Raw genomic sequence first — 20,706 nt, 5'->3', positions numbered from 1 at the left:
GCCCCGGTCCTTCCTGAGCGGCGGGTCATTTGACATTCTGCCGCTGAGCAGCTACTCTTCAGTATCGCCCCGCTGTTCGCGGGAGGCATTGCTGTGCAATGCCGGCTGTGATGCCAGTCTCGTGATAACAGGGAGTGCTGTGCCACCCCCGGCGCACTCCCAGGTTCATGAAAAGGCGTCGCGGCCATTTTGTTTGCCTTGGAACCGGCTGCTGGCCTCGCTCCACCGCGGTGTTCGGCGACGCGAGGCGATGCTGCCATCGAGCAACGAGGAGAGAGCGATTGCCGACAATCAGTCAGTTGGTCCGGAAGGGGCGCAAGCCGCCGGTGAAGAAGACCAAGGCGCCGGCGCTGCGCTTCTCGTACAACGCGCTCACCAAGCGTATGGTGCGACGCGAGAAAGGGTCGCCGCAAAAGCGAGGCGTCTGCATCGCGGTCAAGACGATGACGCCGAAGAAGCCGAACTCTGCGCTGCGCAAGATTGCGCGCGTTCGGCTGACCAACCAGATGGAAGTGACGGCGTACATTCCGGGAGAGGGGCACAACCTGCAGGAGCACTCGGTCGTGCTCATTCGCGGCGGCCGCGTGAAGGACCTCCCCGGGGTGCGCTACCACATCATCCGCGGCGCCCTCGATTGCCGCGGCGTCGAGAATACGAAGTCGCCGCGCAACCAAGGGCGGAGCAAGTACGGCGTCAAGCGTCGGAAGCAGGCGAAGAAGTAGGGAGGCGGGATGCCACGGCGCGGTCAGGTTGAAAAGCGGATCCCGCCTCCGGACCCGAAGTATGGGAGCCGGCTGGTTCAGCGCTTCATCAACAAGGTGATGCGCGACGGCAAAAAAAGCGTTGCGGAGCGGTGCGTCTATGGTGCCTTCGATCTCATCGAACGGCAAGCGCGCCGGCCGGCGCTGGACGTCTTCGAACAAGCGATCCGCAACGCGACCCCGGTTCTTGAGGTGAAGCCCCGCCGTGTCGGCGGCGCCACCTATCAGGTGCCGGTTGAGATCAAAGGGGAACGCCGCACCTCGCTCGCAATGCGGTGGCTGATCACCTCGGCGCGAGCGCGCAGCGGCAAATCGTTTGCCGAGAAGCTCGCTGCGGAACTGCTGGACGCAGCGCAAGGGCAAGGAGCGACGATCAAAAAGCGCGAGGACACGCATCGGATGGCCGAGGCGAACCGCGCCTTCTCGCACTACCGATGGTAGCCCTCCCGCGATAGCCGCCGGGGCGCCGGCGCACTAAGAAGGACGACGAGCGAATCGGTTGGGCGCGAAACGGGCGCCCAAAGCTGCTGGCGGGGTGTCGCTTGCCAGCAGGCTGAGCGTACGACTGACTGTCGTGCCCGTTGGGGAACAGCTATGCCACGCCCTGTTGCGTTGGAAAAGATCAGAAACATCGGCATCATCGCGCATATTGACGCCGGGAAGACCACAACAACCGAGCGCATCCTGTTTTATACCGGGAAGACCTACAAGCTGGGCGAGGTCCACGAAGGCACGGCCGTCATGGACTGGATGATCCAAGAGCGCGAGCGAGGAATTACCATCACCGCCGCCGCGACGACCGCCGAGTGGAAAGGGCACCGGATTAACATCATCGACACCCCCGGCCACGTCGACTTCACGGCGGAGGTCGAGCGGAGCCTGCGGGTGCTGGACGGCGGCGTCGTCGTTTTTGATGCTGTCGCCGGGGTCGAGCCGCAGTCGGAAACCGTCTGGCGGCAAGCCGACAAATACCGCGTGCCGCGCATCTGCTTCGTCAACAAGATGGACCGCATCGGCGCGGACTTCTGGCGCACGGTCGAGATGATTGCCGAGCGGCTCGGCGCCAAGCCGGTGCCGATTCAGATCCCGATCGGCGTCGAGGCGAGCTTCAAGGGGGTCGTCGACCTCCTCGAGAACAAGGCGATCATCTACACCGACGACCTCGGCACCCAACTCGCCTCGACGGAGATCCCCCCGGAACTGGCTGCGGAAGCGGCGGCCCGCCGCGAGGCGATGATCGAAGCGATCGCGGAAACCGATGACGAACTGACCCTGCGCTACCTTGAGGGGGAGCCGATCTCGGTCGACGAGCTGAAAGCTGCCCTCCGCCGCGCGACCCTCGCCTCGAAAGTGGTGCCGGTGCTGTGCGGCGCGGCGCTGCGCAACAAAGGGGTCCAGCCGATGCTGGACGCGGTCGTCGCCTATCTTCCCTCGCCGGTCGACAAACCGCCGTTCGTGGGGGTCCATCCGGTCACTGGCGAGACGATCGAGCGTCGGCCGAGCGACGACGAGCCGTTCAGCGCGCTGTGTTTCAAGATCGTCACCGACCCCTACGTCGGCCGGCTCGCCTATTTCCGCGTCTACTCCGGTCATCTCAGCGCCGGGTCGCAGGTCCTGAACTCGACCAAGGGCCAGCGCGAGCGTATCGGGCGGCTGCTCCAGATGCATGCCAACAGCCGTGAAGAGATCCCGGAGATCTGGGCCGGAGATATCTGCGCCACGGTTGGCCTGAAGAACACCTTTACCGGCGACACCCTCTGCGATAGCGAGCATCCGATCCTGCTCGAGGCGATCCGCTTCCCCGAGCCAGTGATCGATGTTGCCGTTGAGCCGAAGACCCGCGCCGACCAAGATAAGCTGAGCAACGCTCTTGCTCGGCTCGCCGAAGAAGACCCGACCTTCCGGGTGCGCGTCGACCCGGAAACAGGCCAGACCATTATCTCCGGGATGGGCGAGCTCCATCTGGAAGTCCTGCTCGACCGCATGGTGCGGGAATACAAGGTCGAGGCCAATGTCGGACGGCCGCAAGTGGCGTATCGCGAAAAGATCACCCAGCCCGCCCATGCGGAAGGACGCTTCGTGCGGCAGACGGGCGGTCGCGGCAAATTCGGCCATTGCGTGCTCAAAGTCGAGCCCACGGAGCCGGGCAAAGGGTTTGAGTTTGTCGACGCGATCGTGGGCGGCGTGATCCCGCGCGAATACATCGGCGCCGTCCAAGAGGGTGTCCGCAAGGCGCTCGAAACCGGCGTTATCGCCGGCTACCCCGTGATCGACATCAAGGTCACGCTCTATGACGGCTCCTATCACGAGGTCGACTCCGACGCCCTCTCCTTCGAGATCGCCGGCTCGATGGCAGTGAAGGAGGCGGTCCGCAAGGCGAAGCCGGTGCTGCTTGAGCCGATCTTCAAAGTGGAAGTGACGACACCGGACGAGTTCACCGGCGATGTCATTGGCGACCTGAACCGGCGACGCGGCCATATCCAAGGGATGGAGCCGCGCGGCAACGGAACGACGATCCGGGCGCTCGTCCCGCTCGCGACGATGTTCGGCTATGCGACCGACATCCGCTCGCTGACGCAAGGCCGGGCGACCTATTCGATGGAGTTCGACCACTACGCCGAGGTGCCGAAGTCGGTCGGGGAGGAGATCTTGGCGAAAGCGCGCGCGTAGCGTTGTGACGAGGCCACCTCGGCCCGTCCCGGAGGGGACAAAATGGCACGACAGAAAATTCGCATCCGCTTGAAAGCGTTCGACCATCGGATTCTGGACCAGTCGGCGGAGCAGATCGTGGAGGCCGCCGAGCGGACCGGCGCGCAAGTTGCAGGGCCGGTGCCGCTGCCGACGCGCATCCAAAAATGGACGGTCATCCGCTCGCCCCATATCGATAAGGACTCGCGCGAGCAGTTTGAAATCCGCACCCACAAGCGGCTGATCGACATCCTCGAGCCGACAAGCCGGACCGTCGATCAGCTGATGCGGCTGAACCTGCCCGCGGGCGTGGATATCGAAATCAAGCTGTAAACGATGCGCCGGTGTCCCCTGCGGGGGACCGCCCGGAGGAGAAAGCATGGCTGAAGTGGACGGCATTCTGGGCCGCAAGCTCGGGATGAGCCAAGTGTTCCGTCCTGACGGACGGGTCGTGCCCGTAACCGCGATCGAAGCGGGACCGTGCACCGTGACCCAACTGAAAACCGTCGAGAAAGATGGATATTCGGCGGTCCAAGTTGGCTTTGGAACAAAGAAGAAGGTCAATCGCCCGATGCGCGGGCATCTGCGGAAGTCGGGCGTGGCGTCCGTGCGCTATCTGCGCGAGTTCCGCCTGCCCGCCGACCCGACGATCGCTCTCGGCGCGACGATCGACGTCAGCATTTTCCAAGCGGGCGACCATGTCGATGTCGTCGGCATCTCAAAGGGCAAGGGGTTTGCTGGCGTGGTGAAGCGCCACGGTTTTGGCGGCGGACCAAAGACTCACGGGCAATCCGACCGCCACCGCGCGCCCGGCTCGATCGGATCCGGCACGACCCCCGGGCGGGTGCTGCGCGGGATGCGGATGGCCGGCCACATGGGACACCAGCGTGTGACCGTGCAGAACCTTGAGGTGATCGAGGCCGACCCGAACCGCAACCTGCTGCTGGTGAAAGGCTCCGTGCCCGGTCCGAACAACGGGCTGCTGATTATCCGTCGCGCCGTCAAAAGCGGGGCGAAGAAGTAGGCGAGGACGATCATGGAAGTCTCGGTTCGCAACCTTGCGGGGGACGTTGTCGGGACGATTGACGTCCTTGACTCGGTCTTCGGCGTGCCCGTCAACCCGCCGCTGATCTATCAGGCAGCCGTGCGCTACGAAGCCAATCAGCGCCAAGGCACTCGCGACACCAAGACCCGGGGCGAAGTTGTCGGCGGCGGCGCGAAGCCGTATCGCCAAAAGGGCACCGGACGGGCCCGCCAAGGGAGTATTCGCGCGCCCCACTATCGCAAGGGCGGCGTCGTTTTTGGCCCGCACCCCCGCGACTTCAGCCAGCGAATGCCGCTGAAGATGCGCCGCGCTGCGCTCCGCTCCGCCCTCTCGGGGAAGCTCGCCGATAACGAACTGCTCGTTGTCGACAGCCTGACGCTTCCCGAGCCGAAAACCCGGCTGATGGTTGAGGCGCTTCACCGTCTCGGCATCGACCGCACGGCCGTGCTGGTCACCGGCGCGCTCGACCCGCTCGTCATTCGCAGCGCCCGCAACATCCCCGGCGTCGATATCACTTACGCCAGTGTCCTGAACATCGGCGATGTCCTGAAGCATCGGTATCTCGTGATGACGGTGGAGGCAGTGCGCCAGGTCGAGGCGCGGCTCAAGCCCCCTGAGCGAGCGGCGGCCGACGAGCCGAAGGAGGAGGCAGTCGCATGAACGAGATCCTCGAGGTGATCCGCCGGCCGATCGTGACCGAGAAAAGCACGATCCTCGCGGCGCAGGACCGGTATGTCTTCGAGGTTGCTCCCTGGGCGAACAAGAACCAGATCAAGCAGGCGATCGAGACCGCGTTCAACGTCGACGTGGTCGACGTTCACACGATGACAGTGCCAGGGAAGGAGCGGCGAGTGCGCCGGAGCCGGGGAATGACCTCGCCGTGGAAGAAAGCGATCGTCCGGGTGAAGCCGGGCCAAAAGATCGACGTGTTCGAAGGAGTGTAGTGTCATGCCGATCCGGATCTACCGCCCGACCTCGCCCGGCCGCCGCAACGCCTCCGGGTATACCTTTGAAGAGATTACAAAGAAGAAGCCAGAGAAGTCGCTGCTTGCGCCGCTCAAGAAAAAGGCAGGGCGCAACAACAGCGGCCGGATCACCACGCGCCACCGCGGAGGCGGGCACAAGCGGCGCTACCGGATCATCGACTGGAAGCGGAATAAGTTCGGCATGAACGCGACGGTGGTGGCGATCGAGTACGACCCGAACCGCTCGGCGCGCATTGCCCTTCTGGAATACGAAGATGGCGAGAAGCGGTACATCATCGCGCCGCTCAATGTGAAAGTGGGCGACGTGCTCCGCAGCGGGCCGGATGCGGAAATCCGGCCGGGCAACGCGCTGCCGCTCGCGAACATTCCGACCGGCACGCTGGTTCACAACGTCGAGCTGATCGCCGGGCGCGGGGCGCAAATGGTCCGGGCGGCCGGCGCGGCCGCGCAGGTGATGGCCAAAGAGGGCGACTACGTGCTGTTGCGCCTGCCCTCGGGCGAACTGCGGCGCGTGCGCGCGGAGTGCCTCGCGACCGTCGGGCAGGTGGGCAACGTTGAGCATGAAAATATCAAACTGGGCAAGGCGGGACGGAGCCGTCACCTCGGCCGGCGCCCGACCGTGCGCGGGTCGGTGATGAACCCGCGCGACCATCCGCACGGCGGCGGCGAGGGCAAAGCGCCGATTGGGCTGCCCGGACCGAAAACTCCGTGGGGCAAGCCGGCTCTCGGCTATAAGACCCGTTCGCGAAAGAAGCCGTCGAGCAAGTACATCGTCCGGCGTCGGAAGTAGCAAAGGAGACGTCGAATGTCACGATCGACGAAGAAGGGGCCATTCGTTGATGCGAAGCTCCTTGCCAAGATCGAAAAAGCTAATCGCTCAGGGCAGCGGACCCTGATCAAGACGTGGTCGCGGGCGTCGACGATTGTGCCGCAGATGATCGGCCATACCATCGGCGTCCACAACGGCCGCGCCCACATTCCGATCTACATCACCGAGAACATGGTCGGCCACCGGTTGGGCGAATTCGCGGAAACGCGGAAATTCCGCGGGCACGTCAGCAAGTCGGAGCGGTCGAGCCAAGTTCGCCGGAAGTAGGAGGCGAGATGCCGGAAGTGCGGGCAGTTGCCAAACGGGTGCGCGTCTCGCCGCGAAAAGTGCGGCGGATCGTCGACTTGATCCGGGGCCGGCGCGTCAACGAGGCGATGGCGATCCTGCGCTATCTGCCGTCGCCGCATGCGAAGGATGTCTACAAGGTGGTCAAATCGGCTGCTGCCAATGCCGAGGCGAACAACTTGATGGACCCTGACGAGCTGGTCATCGTTCGGGCGTTTGTGGATGAAGGCCCGACGATGAAGCGCTACCGGGCTCGTTCCCGCGGCCGGGTCAGCCCGATTCTGAAGCGGTCGAGCCATATCACCATTGTCGTTGACGAGCAAAGGGGATCGTAAATGGGCCACAAAGTGCACCCGATCGGCTTCCGGCTCGGGGTGAACAAAACTTGGCAATCGAAGTGGTATGCCGACCGCCAATACACCGAACTGCTGCATGAGGACCTTCGGATCCGCGAACTGATCCTCTCCCGCTTCCCGGATGCGGGCATCCCGCGCGTCGAGATCGATCGCCAAGCCAACCAAGTCGGCGTGACAATCCATACGGCGAAGCCGGGGATCGTGATCGGGCGCTCTGGGCAGAAGGTCGATGAGCTGCGCGACCACCTCGAGAAGCTGACGGGCAAGCGAGTGCGGGTCAATATCGCCGAGGTCCGCCAGCCAGAGCTGGACGCGTACTTGGTCGCCCGCTCTATTGCCGACCAGATCGAACGCCGCGTCTCCTATAAGCGCGCGATCAAGCAGGCTGTGGCGCGCTCGATGCAGCGCGGAGCGCAGGGCATCCGCATCATTGTCTCCGGGCGCCTTGGCGGGGCCGAGATGTCGCGGCGCGAGCGGGAGCATGCCGGTCAGGTGCCGCTCCAGACGATCCGCGCGGATATCGATTTTGCTGTCGCCGAAGCGCACACGACTTTCGGCGTCATTGGTGTCAAGGTGTGGATCTACCGCGGCGACGTGATCGGCCCGCGCCAGCAGCGAGCGGAAGCGGAGCGCCGAGCGGCTGCGGCGAGCGAGCGCCGGATGGTGCGCGAGGAGGAAGAGCCGGCGCTCGAGCCCGCCATCGAGCCGGCAGCGCCGAACTCTGAAGGCGACACCGCGCCACCGTCTGTCGCGGCGCTCGACCCGATCGCAGAACGGGAGCGTCAGCTGGCCGAGCGCGAGCGGCTGCTCGCCGAGCGGGAGCGCGCGCTCGCCGAAGCGCAAGCGCGGATGGCAGCAGCAAGCGGCGACCTTGCGCCGCCCGCCCCGCCAGAGGACCGCGCTGAGAAGACGGAGAAGTAGCGATGTTGATGCCAAAGCGGGTCAAGTACCGCAGACAGTCCCGCGGCCGGCTCAAGGGCGTCGCCCAGAGCGGAAACCAGCTCGCCTATGGGCAGTATGGAATCCAAGCGCTCAGTGCAGCGTGGGTCGACAGCCGGCAGATCGAGGCGGCGCGCCGCACCATCACGAACTACATCAAGCGCGGCGGCAAGGTGTGGATCCGCATTTTCCCGCACAAGCCTGTCACCGCGAAGCCCGCCGAGACGCGAATGGGCTCGGGCAAAGGCGCGCCAGACCATTGGGTCGCCGTCGTCAAGCCGGGGCACATCCTGTTCGAAGTCGACGGCGTTCGCGAAGAGGTGGCCAAAGAGGCGCTGCGCCGGGCCGGACACAAACTCCCTGTCGAGACCAAATTCGTGGTTCGGCAGCAGGTGAAAGCGGCCGGTGAGCGCAGCGCCGAGGAGACGGCGAGCAGCGACGACGCCGCTGCGCCGGCAGTGCCCCACGCACCGCCGAGCGGAGGAGGGAGCGACGAATGAAACTGCGTGAACGGCGCGAGCAGTGCCGTGCGTTTCGAAACGCCACCGACGCGGAGCTGCGGCGCCAGCTGAACGAACTGTATCGCGAACTGTTCAACCTGCGGATGCGCCATGCCACGCGCCAGCTGGACAACGACCGCGCACTGCAGAACGTGCGCCGGTCGATTGCCCGCCTGAAGACCATCATGCGCGAGCGCGAACTGGCGCGGGCGCTTCAAGCTGAGGGTGACCATGTTTAAGGATCGGCGCACGCTGATCGGCACCGTCGTGAGCGACAAGATGGACAAGACCGTCGTCGTCGCCGTCGAGCGCCTGAAGCGTCATCCGCTCTATCGACGGACAATTCGCCGAACGAAGAAGTACAAGGCGCACGACGAGAAGAATGAATGTCGCCTTGGCGATGTCGTGAAGATGGTTGAGAGTCGGCCGCTTTCAAAAGAGAAGCGCTGGCGCGTCATTCAGATCGTGAAGAGAGGAGATGTCCCCGAGGTGAAGCCTCAGGACGTCGATGCGAGTGAGGACGCGTAGATGATCCAGCAAGAAAGCCGGCTCCGGGTTGCAGACAACACCGGCGCCAAAGAGCTGCTATGCATCCGAATCATTGGCGCAGGACGGCGCAAGGTCGGGCGGGTTGGCGATATCATCGTCGCCTCCGTCAAAGAGGCTCAGCCCGGCGGCGCTGTCAAGAAAGGCGATATCGTTCGCGCGGTGATCGTGCGAACAGCGAAAGAATATCGTCGCCCGGATGGTTCATACATCAAGTTCGATGATAACGCCGCCGTTATTCTGTCGGACAAGCAGAACCCTCGAGGCACGCGCATCTTCGGCCCCGTAGCGCGTGAACTGCGCGAGAAGCAGTTTATGAAGATTGCCTCGCTCGCTCCAGAGGTGCTGTGATGGCAAAAGTCAAGTCGGGAGATACAGTTCTCATCACCACTGGTCGCGAGAAAGGCAAGCAAGGCAAGGTCAGCCGCGTGATCCCGAAAGAGCAGCGGATCATTGTCGAAGGGCTGAACTTGGTCAAGCGTCACACGAAGCCGCGGGGACAAGCGCGTCGCGGCGGGATCATCGATAAAGAAGCGCCGCTGCACATCTCGAATGTGCTGGTGATCTGCCCAAACTGCGGCCGTCCAACGCGAGTCGGCTATTTCATCGACGATCAAGGCCGGAAGAGCCGACAGTGCAAGAAGTGTCAGGGGGTGTTCAACTAATGGCTCCCCGATTGCGTGAGCTCTATGAGCGCGAGGTCGCGCCTGCACTCCAGAAAGAGTTCGGATATACGAACATCATGGAGATCCCTCGCGTTCACAAGGTCGTTCTCAACATTGGCATGGGCGAGGCGGTGCAAAATCCGCGCGCGATGGAATCGGCGGTCCGCGATCTGGCAACGATCGCAGGGCAGCAGCCGCTGATTCGCCGTGCCCGCAAATCGATCGCTGCCTTCAAGCTGCGGCAAGGGATGCCGATCGGCTGCATGGTCACCCTGCGGGGCGATCGGATGTGGTACTTCCTAGACAAGCTGATCAACGTTGCCTTGCCGCGCGTGCGCGACTTCCGCGGGGTGTCCGACAAGTCGTTCGACGGCCGTGGCAACTATTCGCTCGGTTTGAAAGAACAGTTGATCTTTCCTGAGATCGACTACGACAAGATCGACAAAATCCGGGGCTTGCAAGTGTCGATCGTCACGACAGCGCGAACGGATCAAGAGTCGAAACGGCTGCTGCAGTTGCTCGGCATGCCCTTTGCGAGAAACTAAGGAGCGGGCGCTAGAAAGCGAGCTGCCCGCAGGCCGCCGACCACAAGGAGGGGGCGTTGGCGAAAGTAAGCAAGATTGCGAAGTCTCGAAAGACCCCGAAGTATAAGGTCCGGCATCGGAACCGGTGTTTTCGCTGCGGCCGACCGCGGGCGTTCATCCGGAAATTTGGGCTGTGCCGGATTTGCTTCCGCACGCTCGCCCTCCGGGGGGAGATCCCCGGCGTGACGAAGTCGAGCTGGTAAGGAGGCAGGCGATGACCATGACCGATCCGATTGCGGACATGCTGACGCGGCTTCGCAACGCCGTTCAAGCCAAGCACGATTTCGTCGTGATGCCCGCATCTAAGATCAAGGTGGCGATCGCCAAGATCTTATTGGAAGAAGGGTTTATCAAAGACTACGAAGTGCTGCGCGACGGCGCGAAGCAGACGCTAAAGATCACATTGCGCTATACCGGCAAGAAACAGCCCGTGCTGACAGGACTGCAGCGGGTTTCCAAACCCGGCCTGCGAGTCTATGTCCAGCGCGGCGAAATCCCGCGGGTGTATGGTGGGCTGGGCATCGCTGTGATGTCTACCCCTCTCGGCGTGATGACGGGCCAGCAGGCGTGGCGTCAGCGCGTCGGCGGCGAAGTCCTCTGCTACGTCTGGTAAGGAGGAACCGATGTCACGCATTGGTCGGCAGCCTATCCCGGTGCCGCCGGGGGTGACGGTCGACATCCAGCCGGGGTTTGTGCGCGTGAAGGGCCCGAAAGGGCAGCTCGAGCGCCGGGTGAATCCCGACCTCCAGGTCCGGCTGGAGAACGGCGTCCTCACCGTCAGCCGGCCGGACGATGAAAAGGAGCACCGCGCTCAGCACGGCCTCACGCGCACCCTGATTGCCAATATGGTGACCGGCGTGACGACCGGCTTCACGAAGTATCTGGAAATGAGCGGTGTCGGCTATCGCGCCCAACTGCAAGGGCAACGGCTCGTTCTGCAGGTTGGCTACTCGCATCCGGTCGAGATCGACCCCCCGCAGGGGATTACCTTTCTGGTCGAGAGCCCAACCCGCTTCGCCGTCCAAGGAATCGACAAGGAGTTAGTCGGCCAAGTTGCCGCAAATATCCGCGCCGTGCGCCCGCCCGAGCCGTATAAAGGGAAAGGCATCCGCTACCAAGGCGAGGTGATCCGGCGGAAGGCCGGCAAAGCGGGCAAGGCCGGCGGAAAGAAGAAGTAAGCGATGTTCAAGCGTGAAGATCCTCGAATCGCGCGGCGGCGGCGCCATCTTCGGGTCCGGAAGAAAGTGTTCGGGCAGCCGACGCGGCCGCGGCTTGCAGTCTACCGCAGCCTTGCGCACATCTACGCCCAGATCATCGACGACACAAAACACCGCACTCTCGTCGCCGCTTCGACCCTCGACCCCGAGGCGCGTCCCCAGCTCGAAGGGAAGACCAAGACAGAAGAAGCGCGCGTCGTCGGGCGGCTGATCGCCGAGCGGGCGAAGCGCGCCGGGATCGAGAAGGTCGTCTTCGACCGCGGCGGCTACATCTATCATGGCCGGGTGAAGGCCTTGGCCGAAGCAGCCCGCGAAGCCGGGCTGATCTTCTAGAGGCAGAGAGTATGCGCATCGATCCACGAACTCTTGCGCTCGAGAAGGAGCGCGTCGTCTCGGTCAACCGAGTGGCAAAGGTCGTCAAGGGAGGACGCCGCTTCAGCTTCAGCGCGGTCGTTGTTGTCGGCGATGGACGCGGCCATGTGGGTGCGGGGCTCGGCAAGGCGAACGAAGTGCCCGACGCGATCCGCAAAGGGGCTGAGGATGCGAAGAAAAACCTGATCCGCGTGCCCCTCGTCGAGCACACCATCCCCCACCAGATCCAAGCGGAATTTGGCGCCGCGAAGGTGCTGCTGAAGCCCGCCCGCCCCGGCACCGGCGTCATCGCCGGCGGGGGAGTCCGAGCGGTGGTCGAGGCGGCGGGCATCCGCGACATTCTGACCAAGTCGCTTGGCTCCAACAACCCAGTCAATGTCGTGCGCGCCACGATCAAGGCATTGGCCTCACTCAAGGACCCCGCCGTTGAGCGCGAGCGGCGGCCGCGCCGCAACGGCCGTGCCGCTGTCGCCGCCCCTCAGCCGGAGGGCCACCATGAGTAAGCTGCGCATCACGTGGACAAAAAGCACGATCGGCTACAGCCAGCGCCAACGCGACACGATCCGGAGCCTCGGGCTGCGGCGGCTGCACCAGACCGTCGAGCACGAGGACACTCCGTCTATCCGTGGCCTGATCGCCAAAGTGCGCCATCTCGTCACGGTCGAAAAGGTGGTCCCATGAGAATGGATGAATTGGTTGCCCCGCCGCGCAAAGCGCGGAAGCGCGTCGGCCGCGGAAATGCTTCCGGACACGGCACCTATTCGGGCAGAGGGATCAAAGGACAAAAGGCGCGCAGCGGAGGCGGCCCGCATCCGCGCTTCGAAGGCGGCCAGCTGCCGCTTATCAAGCGCCTGCCCGAGAAACGAGGCTTCACCAACAAGTGGCGCACCGAATACGCCATCTTCAACGTCGAGGAGTTCTCCGAGCTGCCGGAGGGCACGGAGATCTCGCCTGAGGTGCTGCGGGATCTCGGTCTTTTGAAGGAGAATAAGCCAGTCAAAATCCTCGGCGACGGCGACCTGCAGGTAAAACTGACAGTGCGCGCGCACAAATTCTCCGCCTCTGCCAAGGCGAAGATCGAGGCGTGCGGCGGGACTGTCGAGGAGCTGCCGTACGAAGCGCCGCGACACAGCCGGTCGCGCGGCCCCGCTCCACGGCCGAAATCGCCGAAGAAGAAGACGGCGTCTGCGTAGCGGGCGGCGCGCGCCGCCACCCTCGTCTACACTTTCCGTATTCCGCGCCAAGGAGGGGGAGTGGAGCAACTACGGGCCGTCATTGATGCGTTCAAGCTCCCAGACCTGCGCCGCAAAATTCTCTTCACCTTTGCCATGCTGGTGGTCTTCCGGTTCGTCGCGCATGTGCCGGTGCCGGGGCTGAACGCGGAAGCGCTTGATCAACTGTTCACCACCGGGCCGAATGCCGCCTTGCTGGGGATGCTCGACCTGTTCTCTGGCGGGGCGCTGCGCAACTTCAGCGTTGCGGCGATGGGGGTCTATCCCTACATCACCGCCTCGATCGTGATGCAACTGCTGGTGCCGATCATTCCGCGGCTCGAAGCGCTCTCGAAAGAAGGCGAAGCCGGGCGCCAGAAGATCGCCCAACTGACCCACTATCTGACTATTCCGCTTGCGCTCCTGCAGGGCTATGGCCAGTTGGTGCTGCTGCGCAACCAGCCGAACCCGGTCATCCCCCGTCTTGGATTTACGGGCGACGACTTGATCCCGACAGTCGCGATGTTGCTCAGCCTCACGGCAGGAACGGTGTTCCTCGTCTGGCTCGGCGAACTGATCACCCAGCATGGGATCGGCAACGGCGTCTCGATCATCATCTTCGGCGGCATTGTCGCAAACATCCCAGCGATCATTGGGCAGTCGTTCTTTGCCGCAGACCAGATCTTCGGGCTGGCAGTGTTTGTTCTCCTCGGCGTGCTGACGGTCGCGGGGATTGTCGTCTTCACGGAGGCGCAGCGGCGCGTGCCGGTTCACTACGCCAAGCGCATGCGCGGGTCGCGGCTGTATGGCGGCCAAAGCACGCATATCCCCCTGAAGGTCAATTCGGCCGGCATGATCCCGATCATCTTTGCGATGTCGATCATGATCCTGCCGGGCACGATCGCCAGCTGGTTCCAATTCTCCACCACGCCGTGGATTGCTCAAGCGGCGACTTGGATGCAGCGTCTGTTCGACGCGACCAGCCCCCTCTACTGGGCGTTCTTCTTCATCATGACCGTCGGGTTCACCTTCTTCTACACGATGGTCATCTTTCAGCAGCAGCGGCTGGCGGAGAACCTGCAGAAGTTTGGCGGCTTCATTCCCGGCATTCGTCCGGGGAAGCCCACCGACGAGTATCTAGTCAAAGTGCTGACGCGCATTACGTGGGCGGGTGCGCTCTTCTTGGGCGTGATCGCCATCCTGCCGTACTTCGCCCAGCTCGTGACCAACATCCAGGCGATCCAGCTGTCATCGACGGGCCTGCTCATCATGGTCGGCGTTGTGCTCGACACCATGAAACAGCTCGAAGCGCAGCTGCTGATGCGCCACTATGAGGGGTTCATCAAGTAAATGCCGAACGTCATCCTCCTTGGTCCGCCAGGGTCTGGAAAAGGCACCCAAGCCGGCGCCCTGGCGGAGGCGCTCGGCGTCATTCATCTCTCGACGGGAGAGTTATTCCGCGACCATCTTCGGAACGGCACCGACCTCGGCCAGCTCGCCAAGAGCTACATGGAGCGCGGGCTCTACGTGCCGGATGAGGTGACCGTGGCAATGGTGTTCGACCGCCTCAGCCATCCCGATGCCGCGAATGGCGCGGTGTTCGATGGGTTTCCGCGCACGCTGCCCCAAGCAGAAGCGCTCGACCGCGGGCTCGCCGAACGCGGCTGGCAGGTCGACCGGGCGATCCTGCTCGCTGTTCCTGACGACGAGCTGATCCGGCGCTTGAGCGAGCGATGGCTCTGCCGCAGCTGCGGAGCGTCCTACAACCTGACCAGCAATCCGCCGCACGAGGAGGGCGTCTGCGACCGCGACGGTGGCCCGCTCTACCAGCGCGACGACGACCGGCCCGAGGTGGTCAAGACCCGCCTTGCCGTCTATCGCGAGCAGACAGTGCCGCTCCTCGACTACTACCGCCGCCAGGGCAAGCTGATTGAGGTCGACGGGCGCGGCGATATCGCGACGATCCGCCGTCAGCTGCTCGCTGCCGCGGTCGGAGCGGCTGCGCGATGACGTCGCGCCGGATTGTGCTGAAGTCACCGCGGGAGATTGCGCTGATGCGCGAGGCCGGCCGGATCGCGGCGCTGGCGCTGCGTGAGACCGCCCGCGCCGCCGAGCCTGGTGTCACTACCGCGGATCTCGACCGCGTCGCCGAAGCAGCGATCCGCGCTCGCGGCGGCATCCCCTCCTTCAAAGGGCTGTACGGCTTTCCGGCATCGATTTGCAGTTCCCTAAATGATGAGATCGTGCATGGCGTGCCTAGCAAGAACCGCACCATCCGCTCCGGCGACCTCGTAAAGATCGATCTTGGGGTGTCGGTCGAAGGCTACCACGCTGACACTGCGCTGACGGTTGGCGTCGGCGCCATCTCGCCGGCGGCGCGGCAGTTGATCGAGGTGACGGAGGGGGCGCTCTGGGCCGGCATCCATGCCTGCTGCGCCGGCCGGCGCGTGCGCGATATCTCGGCGGCGATCGAGTCCTATATCGTGCGCCACGGCAACTACGGGATTGTGCGGCGGTATGTCGGCCACGGCATCGGCCGCGAGTTTCACGAACCGCCTCAGGTGCCGAACTATGTGGACCCGCAGCATCCGGTCATGACCGTGCTCCGACCGGGGCTGGTGCTCGCGATCGAACCGATGGTGAACGCCGGCAGCGGCGAGACAACGCAACGCCCGGGCGACCGCTGGACGGTCTACACAGCAGACGGCTCGCTCTCGGCGCACTTTGAGCATACCGTCGCGATCACCGCCGGCGACCCGGAGGTGCTGACGCACCCCTAGAGGGCGAACTGGCAGGATGGCGGAGAAGCGCCTATACTTTGCAAGTTCGTCCCAACAGCAGTTTCGCCTGGCAGCAATTTGACCCGAGCGTGACGCGAAGCGCGCTTCCCGCCGTGCGGAGCAATGGCTCGGGGCCCATGGGAACTGACGATGAAAGTGCGAGCCTCAGTCAAGGCACGTTGCGAGAAATGCAAAATTATTCGCCGGCACGGTCATGTGCTGGTGGTTTGCGTCAATCCAAAGCATAAGCAGAAGCAGGGGTAGACCGGAATGGCCCGAATTGCCGGTGTCGACATTCCGCGAGATAAGCGCGTCGATATCTCGCTCCGTTCTATTTACGGAATTGGGCCAACCTTGGCCCGCAAGGCATGTGAGCAGGCGAATGTCAATCCGGCCACGCGCGTGCGCGACCTTACGGAAGACGAAGTCACCCGGCTGCGCGAGCTGATTGAAAAGACCTACGTGGTGGAGGGCGACCTCCGCCGCGAGGTCCAAATGAACATCAAGCGGCTGATTGACATTGGCTGTTACCGCGGCTTGCGCCACCGCAAGGGCCTCCCGGTGCGCGGACAGCGCACGCGGACCAACGCCCGCACGAAGCGAGGAGCGCGCAAGACGGTCGCCGGCAAGCGGCGGTCGACGGCGAAGAAGTAAGCCGGGAGCCTGGAGAGAAGGATGGCAGATCCGCGGCGGCGCGCACAGCGAGGCCGACGGCGCGAACGCAAGTCGGTTCCGCGAGGGCGCGCCTATATCCACTCTTCTTTCAACAACACGATCGTGACGATCACCGACCCGAACGGCAACACGCTCACGTGGGCGAGCGCAGGGTCGTCCAACTTCAAGGGCTCACGCAAGAGCACCCCCTTCGCGGCGCAGGTCGCGGCCGAAAACGCGGCCCGCAAAGCGATGGAGCATGGCGTCCGCCAAGTCGACGTCTTTGTCCGTGGGCCGGGCAGCGGGCGCGAGGCAGCCATTCGCGCACTGCAGGCGAGCGGCATCCTCGTGACCAGCATTACTGACGTTACTCCGATCCCGCACAACGGTTGCCGTCCGCCAAAGCGGCGCCGCGTCTAGACGTCCGCGCAAGACGGCAAGCAAGGAGAGAGAAGGTTGGCTCGGTATCATGGTCCAGTCTGCCGGCTGTGCCGGCGCGCTGGGGAGAAGCTGTTTCTCAAAGGGGAGCGCTGTTACACCCCGAAATGCGCGATCGAGCGCCGCAACTACCCGCCGGGCCAGACCGCAGCGGGCCGGCGGCGGAAGCTGTCGGAGCGCGGCGTCCAGCTGCGCGAGAAGCAGAAAGTCCGCCAGACCTACGGCGTGCTGGAACGGCAGTTTCGGCGCTACTTCGCCGAAGCAGAACGACGCCCCGGCATGACCGGTCTCGTCCTGCTCGAGCAGCTCGAGCTGCGCCTTGACAACGTCGTCTATCGGCTGGGGCTGGCCGACTCCCGGCGGCAGGCGCGCCAGTTGGTCAACCACGGCCATATCGAAGTCAACGGCCGGAAGACCGACATTCCTTCGATGGTGCTCAAGCCAGGAATGGTGGTCGCGGTCCGGCCGAAGAGCCGCGAGAAAGAGTATTTCAAACTCCAAGCCGAAAAGCTGCCCGAAAAGCAGATCCCGTCGTGGCTCTCGTTCGACGCGTCCACCCTAACCGGCCGCGTCCTCAGCAAACCCTCGCGCGACGAGATGCCGCGCAATCTCAATGAGCAAGCCGTCGTCGAATACTACTCGCGTTAGTGACTGAGGTCGCTTTCAGGCGACGGAATGGGTAGACCACTGTGATGATCGATCGTCTTCGTGGCGCTGCTGAGACGGCGCCGGAGCCACCGGCGCCAAAGATCGAACCGCTCGACGTCTTTTCGACCTACGGGCGCTTTCTCGTCGAGCCGCTCGAGTCTGGCTTCGGAATCACGCTCGGCAACGCTCTGCGTCGCGTTCTCCTCAGCGCGCTGCCCGGCGCCGCAGTAACCCGCGTCAAAATCGACCAAGTGCAGCACGAGTTCCAGCCGATCCCGCACGTGCGGGAAGATACGGTCGGGCTCCTGCTCAACATCAAGAAGATCCGGCTGCGCGCCTATTCCGACCGGCCCGGCCGCCTTATTCTCGACCGCCAAGGCCCCGGCGTGGTCACCGCGGCCGATATCGAAGTGCAAGGGGATTTTGAGATCGTCAACCCCGACCTCTACCTCGCCACGATCGACTCCCCCGAAGGCCGGCTGTCGATCGAGTTTCAGGTCGAGCATGGGAAGGGCTACGTGCCGGCAACCTCGCGCGAGAGCGGTCCCATCGGCGTCATCCCCGTTGACGCCATCTTCACCCCGATCCGCAAGGTGAACTTCGCCGTTGAGCCGATGCGGATTGGCGTGACCAACTACGACCGCCTCGTGCTCGAACTGTGGACGGATGGCACTATCCAGCCGCTTGACGCCATCAGCCGCGCTGCGGCGATCTTGATCGATCACTTCCGGCTTTTCACCGACTTGAAGAAGCCGATCCCCCGCCAGATCGAGCGCGCGCGGTCGGGCGCCAACGTGCTGCCGCCCCAGCTCTATGACACCCCCATCGACGAGCTGGACCTCTCCGTCCGGACCTACAACGCCCTCAAGCGGGCGCAGATCACGAAAATCGGCCAAGTCGTCGAGATGAGCGACGACGACCTGATGGCAGTCCGCAATTTCGGGCGCAAGTCGCTCGACGAACTGCGCCAGAAGTTGGCGCAGCGTGGCTTCATCCCGCTTGGGTCGGCGAGCACCGCCAAGGCAGCAGAGAGCGCAAGCGCTGACGAAGAAGAAGAAGAGGAAATCGAGTATCTGCGCGAGGCGGACGGAACGCTCATCCTCGATGAAAAGGGGAACCCCATTCCGAAAGAAGAGGGTGCGCTATGAGACATGCCGTGCGAGGCCGCCAATTCAGCCGGGACACCGGTCATCGCAAGGCGATGTTTCGGAACCTCGTGACCGATGTCCTGCGCTATGAAGCCATTACGACCACTGAGGCGAAAGCAAAAGAGATTCGCCCGATGGTCGAGAAAATCATTAGCTACGGGAAGGAAGGCACGGTCTACGCTCGTCGCAAAGCGGCGCGCGTGCTCTATGACCCGCTTGTCGTGCGGAAGGTGTTCGACGAGATCGCACCGCGCTTTGCCGACCGCCAAGGAGGGTATGTCCGGATCACGAAGCTCGGGATCCGCAAAGGCGATGGGGCGCCCCTAGCGCGGATCGAGGTGCTCCGCTAGCTGAACAGCGAAGCGCTCCGCGCGTTCCGGCTGCGTCTCGCCTACGACGGGAGCGATTTTGCCGGCTTCCAGCGCCAGCCCTCCCAGCCGAGCGTACAGGAGGCAATCGAGACCGCGCTCTGGCGCTTCACTGGCGAGCGGATCACGATCCGCTACGCCGGACGGACCGATGCTGGAGTGCACGCCGAGGGGCAGGTGATCGCCTTCGAGACCCGGCGCGCGCTCGACGAACGCTCGGTGCTGGCAGGGCTGAACGCGCATCTGCCCCCCTCCATCGTGGCGTGGGAGGCGAAAGCGGTTGAGCCGGGATATGACCCGCGGCGACGGGCGCTCAGCCGGGTCTACCGCTACCAAATTGAACATCGGCCCTGGCCGACCCCCTTCCTGCGGCGCTACAGTTGGCACGTTCGAGCGCCGCTGGATGTTGCCGCGATGGACCGCGCCGCGCAGGCGCTCGTCGGCGAGCATGACTTCGCTGCCTTCGCGCATCGGAGCGGCGTAGCAGTCGGCTCAACTGTGCGGCGCGTCGCACGGGTCGCCGTGCGGCGCATGGAGGACCGCGTGATCGTGGAGATCGAAGCGGATGCGTATCTCCCGCACATGGTCCGCAATATCGTCGGCACGCTGGTCTGGATCGGCCGCGGCCGGCTCGGGGAAAACGCGATCGCGCGGATCCTCGCCAGCCGTGACCGCCGCTTCGCCGGGCCGGCAGCGCCAGGACGGGGACTGTTTCTCGTCCGGGTACGCTATCCGGACGATCCTCCCGCAATGGAGGAGAAGGAGTAACGATGGCGGGTTTTCGCACCTTCAGCGCAACCCCGCGCGATATTCAGCGCGACTGGCACGTGATCGACGCTACCGGGCAGACCCTCGGTCGCCTCGCCACCCAGATCGCGACGCTGTTGCGGGGTAAGCACAAGCCGATTTATACGCCGCACCTCGATACTGGCGATTATGTCATCGTCATCAACGCCGAGAAGTTCCGGGTGACGGGCAACCGCCTGACCGAGAAGATCTACTATCGCCACTCCCAATATCCCGGAGGCTTGAAGGCAGTGCCGATGCAGCGGATGCTGGAAACTCATCCGACCCGGATCATTGAGCATGCCGTCCGGGGCATGCTGCCCAAGACGAAGCTGGGCCGCGCGCAGTTCAAGAAACTGCGGGTGTATGCCGGGCCGACGCATCCGCACGAACGGCATCTCGCCGGCCTGAAGAAGCAGCGAGAGCAGCAGGCGACCGCGGCACCCCCGGTGAAGGAGGCCTAACGCATGACTACCCCACGAACCAGCGTTGCCGGCGGCGTTGGCAAGCGGAAGACGGCGGTCGCCCAAGTCCGCCTTTTTCCCGGCAATGGGCAGGTGATTGTCAACGGCCATCAGCTCGAGGAGTACTTTCCCCGCCTCACCGACCAAGTTACGGTCCTCACCCCCTTCCGCGTCGCCGGGGTCACTACCCTGAGCGCGATGGTGAAAGTGCGGGGCGGCGGCACCTCCGGCCAGGCCGGCGCTATCCGCCATGCCATCGCGCGCGCCCTCGTCGAGTACAACGAAGAGTTCCGCGGCGTTATGCGTCGCAATGGACTGCTCACCCGCGACGCGCGCATCAAGGAGCGGAAGAAGTATGGGCTGAAGCGGGCCCGTAAGGCGCCGCAGTACACCAAGCGCTGATCGCCGCAGCGCGCCAGGCACAAGGCGGGGCAAG

At 64.0% G+C, this 20,706-nt stretch carries 34 protein-coding genes and 2 pseudogenes; all 36 read left to right on the top strand.

The features are described from left to right. Positions 1-281 precede the first annotated feature (281 nt). The 36 genes and pseudogenes from rpsL (at position 282) to rpsI (ending at position 20,672) form a co-directional block, all read left to right on the top strand. A complete protein-coding gene (rpsL, locus tag NZ773_10685) occupies positions 282-722 on the top strand; it encodes a 30S ribosomal protein S12 (protein ID MCS6802390.1) in 441 nt (146 codons plus the stop codon). 9 nt (positions 723-731) lie between these two features. Further along, positions 732-1,202: a 30S ribosomal protein S7 gene (gene rpsG, locus NZ773_10680; GenBank protein ID MCS6802389.1), complete on the top strand. Its 471-nt coding sequence runs from the start codon at positions 732-734 to the stop codon at positions 1,200-1,202. Between the two features lie 153 nt (positions 1,203-1,355). Next, entirely contained in the window at positions 1,356-3,431 is a 2,076-nt protein-coding gene (gene fusA, locus NZ773_10675; GenBank protein MCS6802388.1) for an elongation factor G, read from the top strand. A gap of 42 nt (positions 3,432-3,473) precedes the next feature. After that, complete coding sequence (gene rpsJ, locus NZ773_10670) at positions 3,474-3,782, top strand: 30S ribosomal protein S10 (GenBank protein MCS6802387.1); 309 nt, start codon at positions 3,474-3,476, stop codon at positions 3,780-3,782. 46 nt (positions 3,783-3,828) lie between these two features. Next, complete coding sequence (rplC, locus tag NZ773_10665) at positions 3,829-4,473, top strand: 50S ribosomal protein L3 (GenBank protein ID MCS6802386.1); 645 nt, start codon at positions 3,829-3,831, stop codon at positions 4,471-4,473. Between the two features lie 9 nt (positions 4,474-4,482). Further along, positions 4,483-5,154: a 50S ribosomal protein L4 gene (gene rplD, locus NZ773_10660; GenBank protein ID MCS6802385.1), complete on the top strand. Its 672-nt coding sequence runs from the start codon at positions 4,483-4,485 to the stop codon at positions 5,152-5,154. After that, positions 5,151-5,438: a 50S ribosomal protein L23 gene (locus NZ773_10655; protein ID MCS6802384.1), complete on the top strand. Its 288-nt coding sequence runs from the start codon at positions 5,151-5,153 to the stop codon at positions 5,436-5,438. Before rplD ends, NZ773_10655 begins: the two co-directional genes overlap by 4 nt. Positions 5,439-5,442: 4 nt before the next feature. Further along, entirely contained in the window at positions 5,443-6,270 is an 828-nt protein-coding gene (gene rplB / locus NZ773_10650; GenBank protein MCS6802383.1) for a 50S ribosomal protein L2, read from the top strand. A 15-nt stretch (positions 6,271-6,285) separates the two neighbouring features. Then, positions 6,286-6,576 (top strand): 30S ribosomal protein S19, encoded by a 291-nt coding sequence (rpsS, locus tag NZ773_10645; GenBank protein ID MCS6802382.1) that lies wholly within the window; start codon positions 6,286-6,288, stop codon positions 6,574-6,576. Positions 6,577-6,584: 8 nt separating this feature from the next. Continuing rightward, positions 6,585-6,929: a 50S ribosomal protein L22 gene (gene rplV, locus NZ773_10640; protein ID MCS6802381.1), complete on the top strand. Its 345-nt coding sequence runs from the start codon at positions 6,585-6,587 to the stop codon at positions 6,927-6,929. Further along, positions 6,930-7,580: pseudogene (gene rpsC, locus NZ773_10635) on the top strand (30S ribosomal protein S3). Between the two features lie 293 nt (positions 7,581-7,873). After that, a pseudogene (rplP, locus tag NZ773_10630) lies at positions 7,874-8,287 on the top strand (50S ribosomal protein L16). Between the two features lie 98 nt (positions 8,288-8,385). Next, positions 8,386-8,628 carry a 50S ribosomal protein L29 gene (gene rpmC, locus NZ773_10625; GenBank protein MCS6802380.1) on the top strand — a complete coding sequence of 81 codons (243 nt, stop codon included), beginning with the start codon at positions 8,386-8,388 and terminating at the stop codon, positions 8,626-8,628. Next, complete coding sequence (gene rpsQ, locus NZ773_10620; protein ID MCS6802379.1) at positions 8,621-8,917, top strand: 30S ribosomal protein S17; 297 nt, start codon at positions 8,621-8,623, stop codon at positions 8,915-8,917. Before rpmC ends, rpsQ begins: the two co-directional genes overlap by 8 nt. Next, on the top strand, positions 8,918-9,286 hold the full coding sequence (gene rplN / locus NZ773_10615; GenBank protein MCS6802378.1) for a 50S ribosomal protein L14: 369 nt from the start codon (positions 8,918-8,920) through the stop codon (positions 9,284-9,286). Further along, the gene (rplX, locus tag NZ773_10610; protein ID MCS6802377.1) at positions 9,286-9,600 is read left to right on the top strand and encodes a 50S ribosomal protein L24; all 315 of its coding nucleotides are present in this window, start codon (positions 9,286-9,288) and stop codon (positions 9,598-9,600) included. Before rplN ends, rplX begins: the two co-directional genes overlap by 1 nt. Then, on the top strand, positions 9,600-10,145 hold the full coding sequence (rplE, locus tag NZ773_10605) for a 50S ribosomal protein L5 (protein MCS6802376.1): 546 nt from the start codon (positions 9,600-9,602) through the stop codon (positions 10,143-10,145). The genes rplX and rplE overlap by 1 nt, the downstream gene beginning before the upstream one ends. A gap of 56 nt (positions 10,146-10,201) precedes the next feature. After that, positions 10,202-10,387 (top strand): type Z 30S ribosomal protein S14, encoded by a 186-nt coding sequence (locus NZ773_10600; GenBank protein MCS6802375.1) that lies wholly within the window; start codon positions 10,202-10,204, stop codon positions 10,385-10,387. 11 nt (positions 10,388-10,398) lie between these two features. Next, complete coding sequence (gene rpsH / locus NZ773_10595) at positions 10,399-10,797, top strand: 30S ribosomal protein S8 (protein ID MCS6802374.1); 399 nt, start codon at positions 10,399-10,401, stop codon at positions 10,795-10,797. A 10-nt stretch (positions 10,798-10,807) separates the two neighbouring features. Next, complete coding sequence (gene rplF / locus NZ773_10590; GenBank protein MCS6802373.1) at positions 10,808-11,362, top strand: 50S ribosomal protein L6; 555 nt, start codon at positions 10,808-10,810, stop codon at positions 11,360-11,362. A 3-nt stretch (positions 11,363-11,365) separates the two neighbouring features. Beyond that, the gene (rplR, locus tag NZ773_10585) at positions 11,366-11,734 is read left to right on the top strand and encodes a 50S ribosomal protein L18 (GenBank protein MCS6802372.1); all 369 of its coding nucleotides are present in this window, start codon (positions 11,366-11,368) and stop codon (positions 11,732-11,734) included. An 11-nt stretch (positions 11,735-11,745) separates the two neighbouring features. Further along, the gene (rpsE, locus tag NZ773_10580) at positions 11,746-12,276 is read left to right on the top strand and encodes a 30S ribosomal protein S5 (GenBank protein MCS6802371.1); all 531 of its coding nucleotides are present in this window, start codon (positions 11,746-11,748) and stop codon (positions 12,274-12,276) included. Then, on the top strand, positions 12,269-12,454 hold the full coding sequence (gene rpmD, locus NZ773_10575) for a 50S ribosomal protein L30 (protein ID MCS6802370.1): 186 nt from the start codon (positions 12,269-12,271) through the stop codon (positions 12,452-12,454). Before rpsE ends, rpmD begins: the two co-directional genes overlap by 8 nt. Further along, complete coding sequence (gene rplO, locus NZ773_10570) at positions 12,451-12,966, top strand: 50S ribosomal protein L15 (GenBank protein ID MCS6802369.1); 516 nt, start codon at positions 12,451-12,453, stop codon at positions 12,964-12,966. The genes rpmD and rplO overlap by 4 nt, the downstream gene beginning before the upstream one ends. 60 nt (positions 12,967-13,026) lie before the next feature. Then, complete coding sequence (gene secY, locus NZ773_10565; protein MCS6802368.1) at positions 13,027-14,334, top strand: preprotein translocase subunit SecY; 1,308 nt, start codon at positions 13,027-13,029, stop codon at positions 14,332-14,334. Next, positions 14,335-14,994 (top strand): adenylate kinase, encoded by a 660-nt coding sequence (locus NZ773_10560; protein ID MCS6802367.1) that lies wholly within the window; start codon positions 14,335-14,337, stop codon positions 14,992-14,994. After that, complete coding sequence (map, locus tag NZ773_10555) at positions 14,991-15,764, top strand: type I methionyl aminopeptidase (GenBank protein MCS6802366.1); 774 nt, start codon at positions 14,991-14,993, stop codon at positions 15,762-15,764. The genes NZ773_10560 and map overlap by 4 nt, the downstream gene beginning before the upstream one ends. Before the next feature lie 150 nt (positions 15,765-15,914). Next, complete coding sequence (gene rpmJ / locus NZ773_10550; protein ID MCS6802365.1) at positions 15,915-16,028, top strand: 50S ribosomal protein L36; 114 nt, start codon at positions 15,915-15,917, stop codon at positions 16,026-16,028. A gap of 6 nt (positions 16,029-16,034) precedes the next feature. Continuing rightward, entirely contained in the window at positions 16,035-16,418 is a 384-nt protein-coding gene (gene rpsM, locus NZ773_10545) for a 30S ribosomal protein S13 (GenBank protein MCS6802364.1), read from the top strand. 21 nt (positions 16,419-16,439) lie between these two features. Continuing rightward, positions 16,440-16,838, top strand: a complete 399-nt coding sequence (rpsK, locus tag NZ773_10540) for a 30S ribosomal protein S11 (GenBank protein MCS6802363.1) — start codon at positions 16,440-16,442, stop codon at positions 16,836-16,838. Between the two features lie 36 nt (positions 16,839-16,874). Beyond that, on the top strand, positions 16,875-17,504 hold the full coding sequence (gene rpsD, locus NZ773_10535) for a 30S ribosomal protein S4 (protein ID MCS6802362.1): 630 nt from the start codon (positions 16,875-16,877) through the stop codon (positions 17,502-17,504). A gap of 44 nt (positions 17,505-17,548) precedes the next feature. Beyond that, positions 17,549-18,652: a DNA-directed RNA polymerase subunit alpha gene (locus NZ773_10530; GenBank protein ID MCS6802361.1), complete on the top strand. Its 1,104-nt coding sequence runs from the start codon at positions 17,549-17,551 to the stop codon at positions 18,650-18,652. Positions 18,653-18,660: 8 nt separating this feature from the next. Next, complete coding sequence (gene rplQ / locus NZ773_10525; protein MCS6802360.1) at positions 18,661-19,002, top strand: 50S ribosomal protein L17; 342 nt, start codon at positions 18,661-18,663, stop codon at positions 19,000-19,002. A gap of 30 nt (positions 19,003-19,032) precedes the next feature. Then, positions 19,033-19,788 carry a tRNA pseudouridine(38-40) synthase TruA gene (gene truA / locus NZ773_10520; protein ID MCS6802359.1) on the top strand — a complete coding sequence of 252 codons (756 nt, stop codon included), beginning with the start codon at positions 19,033-19,035 and terminating at the stop codon, positions 19,786-19,788. A gap of 2 nt (positions 19,789-19,790) precedes the next feature. Continuing rightward, complete coding sequence (rplM, locus tag NZ773_10515) at positions 19,791-20,270, top strand: 50S ribosomal protein L13 (protein MCS6802358.1); 480 nt, start codon at positions 19,791-19,793, stop codon at positions 20,268-20,270. 3 nt (positions 20,271-20,273) lie between these two features. Then, the gene (rpsI, locus tag NZ773_10510; protein MCS6802357.1) at positions 20,274-20,672 is read left to right on the top strand and encodes a 30S ribosomal protein S9; all 399 of its coding nucleotides are present in this window, start codon (positions 20,274-20,276) and stop codon (positions 20,670-20,672) included. Positions 20,673-20,706: the final 34 nt, after the last annotated feature.

Source organism: Dehalococcoidia bacterium (assembly GCA_025054935.1).
Taxonomy (GTDB): domain Bacteria; phylum Chloroflexota; class Dehalococcoidia; order SpSt-223; family SpSt-223; genus JANWZD01.
The sequence above is the reverse complement of the archived record's forward strand: the minus strand, read 5'-3'. Positions and strand labels throughout refer to the sequence as shown.

Coding starts and splice junctions, on each gene's coding strand:
- rpsS (MCS6802382.1), top strand. CDS start 6,286: ATGTCACGATCGACGAAGAAGGGGCCATTCGTTGATGCGAAGCTCCTT.
- rpsM (MCS6802364.1), top strand. CDS start 16,035: ATGGCCCGAATTGCCGGTGTCGACATTCCGCGAGATAAGCGCGTCGAT.
- rpsK (MCS6802363.1), top strand. CDS start 16,440: ATGGCAGATCCGCGGCGGCGCGCACAGCGAGGCCGACGGCGCGAACGC.
- rplN (MCS6802378.1), top strand. CDS start 8,918: ATGATCCAGCAAGAAAGCCGGCTCCGGGTTGCAGACAACACCGGCGCC.
- rpmJ (MCS6802365.1), top strand. CDS start 15,915: ATGAAAGTGCGAGCCTCAGTCAAGGCACGTTGCGAGAAATGCAAAATT.
- rplC (MCS6802386.1), top strand. CDS start 3,829: ATGGCTGAAGTGGACGGCATTCTGGGCCGCAAGCTCGGGATGAGCCAA.
- rpsE (MCS6802371.1), top strand. CDS start 11,746: ATGCGCATCGATCCACGAACTCTTGCGCTCGAGAAGGAGCGCGTCGTC.
- map (MCS6802366.1), top strand. CDS start 14,991: ATGACGTCGCGCCGGATTGTGCTGAAGTCACCGCGGGAGATTGCGCTG.
- rpmD (MCS6802370.1), top strand. CDS start 12,269: ATGAGTAAGCTGCGCATCACGTGGACAAAAAGCACGATCGGCTACAGC.
- rpsI (MCS6802357.1), top strand. CDS start 20,274: ATGACTACCCCACGAACCAGCGTTGCCGGCGGCGTTGGCAAGCGGAAG.
- rpmC (MCS6802380.1), top strand. CDS start 8,386: ATGAAACTGCGTGAACGGCGCGAGCAGTGCCGTGCGTTTCGAAACGCC.
- rplE (MCS6802376.1), top strand. CDS start 9,600: ATGGCTCCCCGATTGCGTGAGCTCTATGAGCGCGAGGTCGCGCCTGCA.
- NZ773_10560 (MCS6802367.1), top strand. CDS start 14,335: ATGCCGAACGTCATCCTCCTTGGTCCGCCAGGGTCTGGAAAAGGCACC.
- rplB (MCS6802383.1), top strand. CDS start 5,443: ATGCCGATCCGGATCTACCGCCCGACCTCGCCCGGCCGCCGCAACGCC.
- rplV (MCS6802381.1), top strand. CDS start 6,585: ATGCCGGAAGTGCGGGCAGTTGCCAAACGGGTGCGCGTCTCGCCGCGA.
- NZ773_10530 (MCS6802361.1), top strand. CDS start 17,549: ATGATCGATCGTCTTCGTGGCGCTGCTGAGACGGCGCCGGAGCCACCG.
- rplR (MCS6802372.1), top strand. CDS start 11,366: ATGTTCAAGCGTGAAGATCCTCGAATCGCGCGGCGGCGGCGCCATCTT.
- rplO (MCS6802369.1), top strand. CDS start 12,451: ATGAGAATGGATGAATTGGTTGCCCCGCCGCGCAAAGCGCGGAAGCGC.
- rplF (MCS6802373.1), top strand. CDS start 10,808: ATGTCACGCATTGGTCGGCAGCCTATCCCGGTGCCGCCGGGGGTGACG.
- rpsG (MCS6802389.1), top strand. CDS start 732: ATGCCACGGCGCGGTCAGGTTGAAAAGCGGATCCCGCCTCCGGACCCG.
- fusA (MCS6802388.1), top strand. CDS start 1,356: ATGCCACGCCCTGTTGCGTTGGAAAAGATCAGAAACATCGGCATCATC.
- rplM (MCS6802358.1), top strand. CDS start 19,791: ATGGCGGGTTTTCGCACCTTCAGCGCAACCCCGCGCGATATTCAGCGC.
- rpsQ (MCS6802379.1), top strand. CDS start 8,621: ATGTTTAAGGATCGGCGCACGCTGATCGGCACCGTCGTGAGCGACAAG.
- NZ773_10655 (MCS6802384.1), top strand. CDS start 5,151: ATGAACGAGATCCTCGAGGTGATCCGCCGGCCGATCGTGACCGAGAAA.
- rpsH (MCS6802374.1), top strand. CDS start 10,399: ATGACCATGACCGATCCGATTGCGGACATGCTGACGCGGCTTCGCAAC.
- rplX (MCS6802377.1), top strand. CDS start 9,286: ATGGCAAAAGTCAAGTCGGGAGATACAGTTCTCATCACCACTGGTCGC.
- rpsJ (MCS6802387.1), top strand. CDS start 3,474: ATGGCACGACAGAAAATTCGCATCCGCTTGAAAGCGTTCGACCATCGG.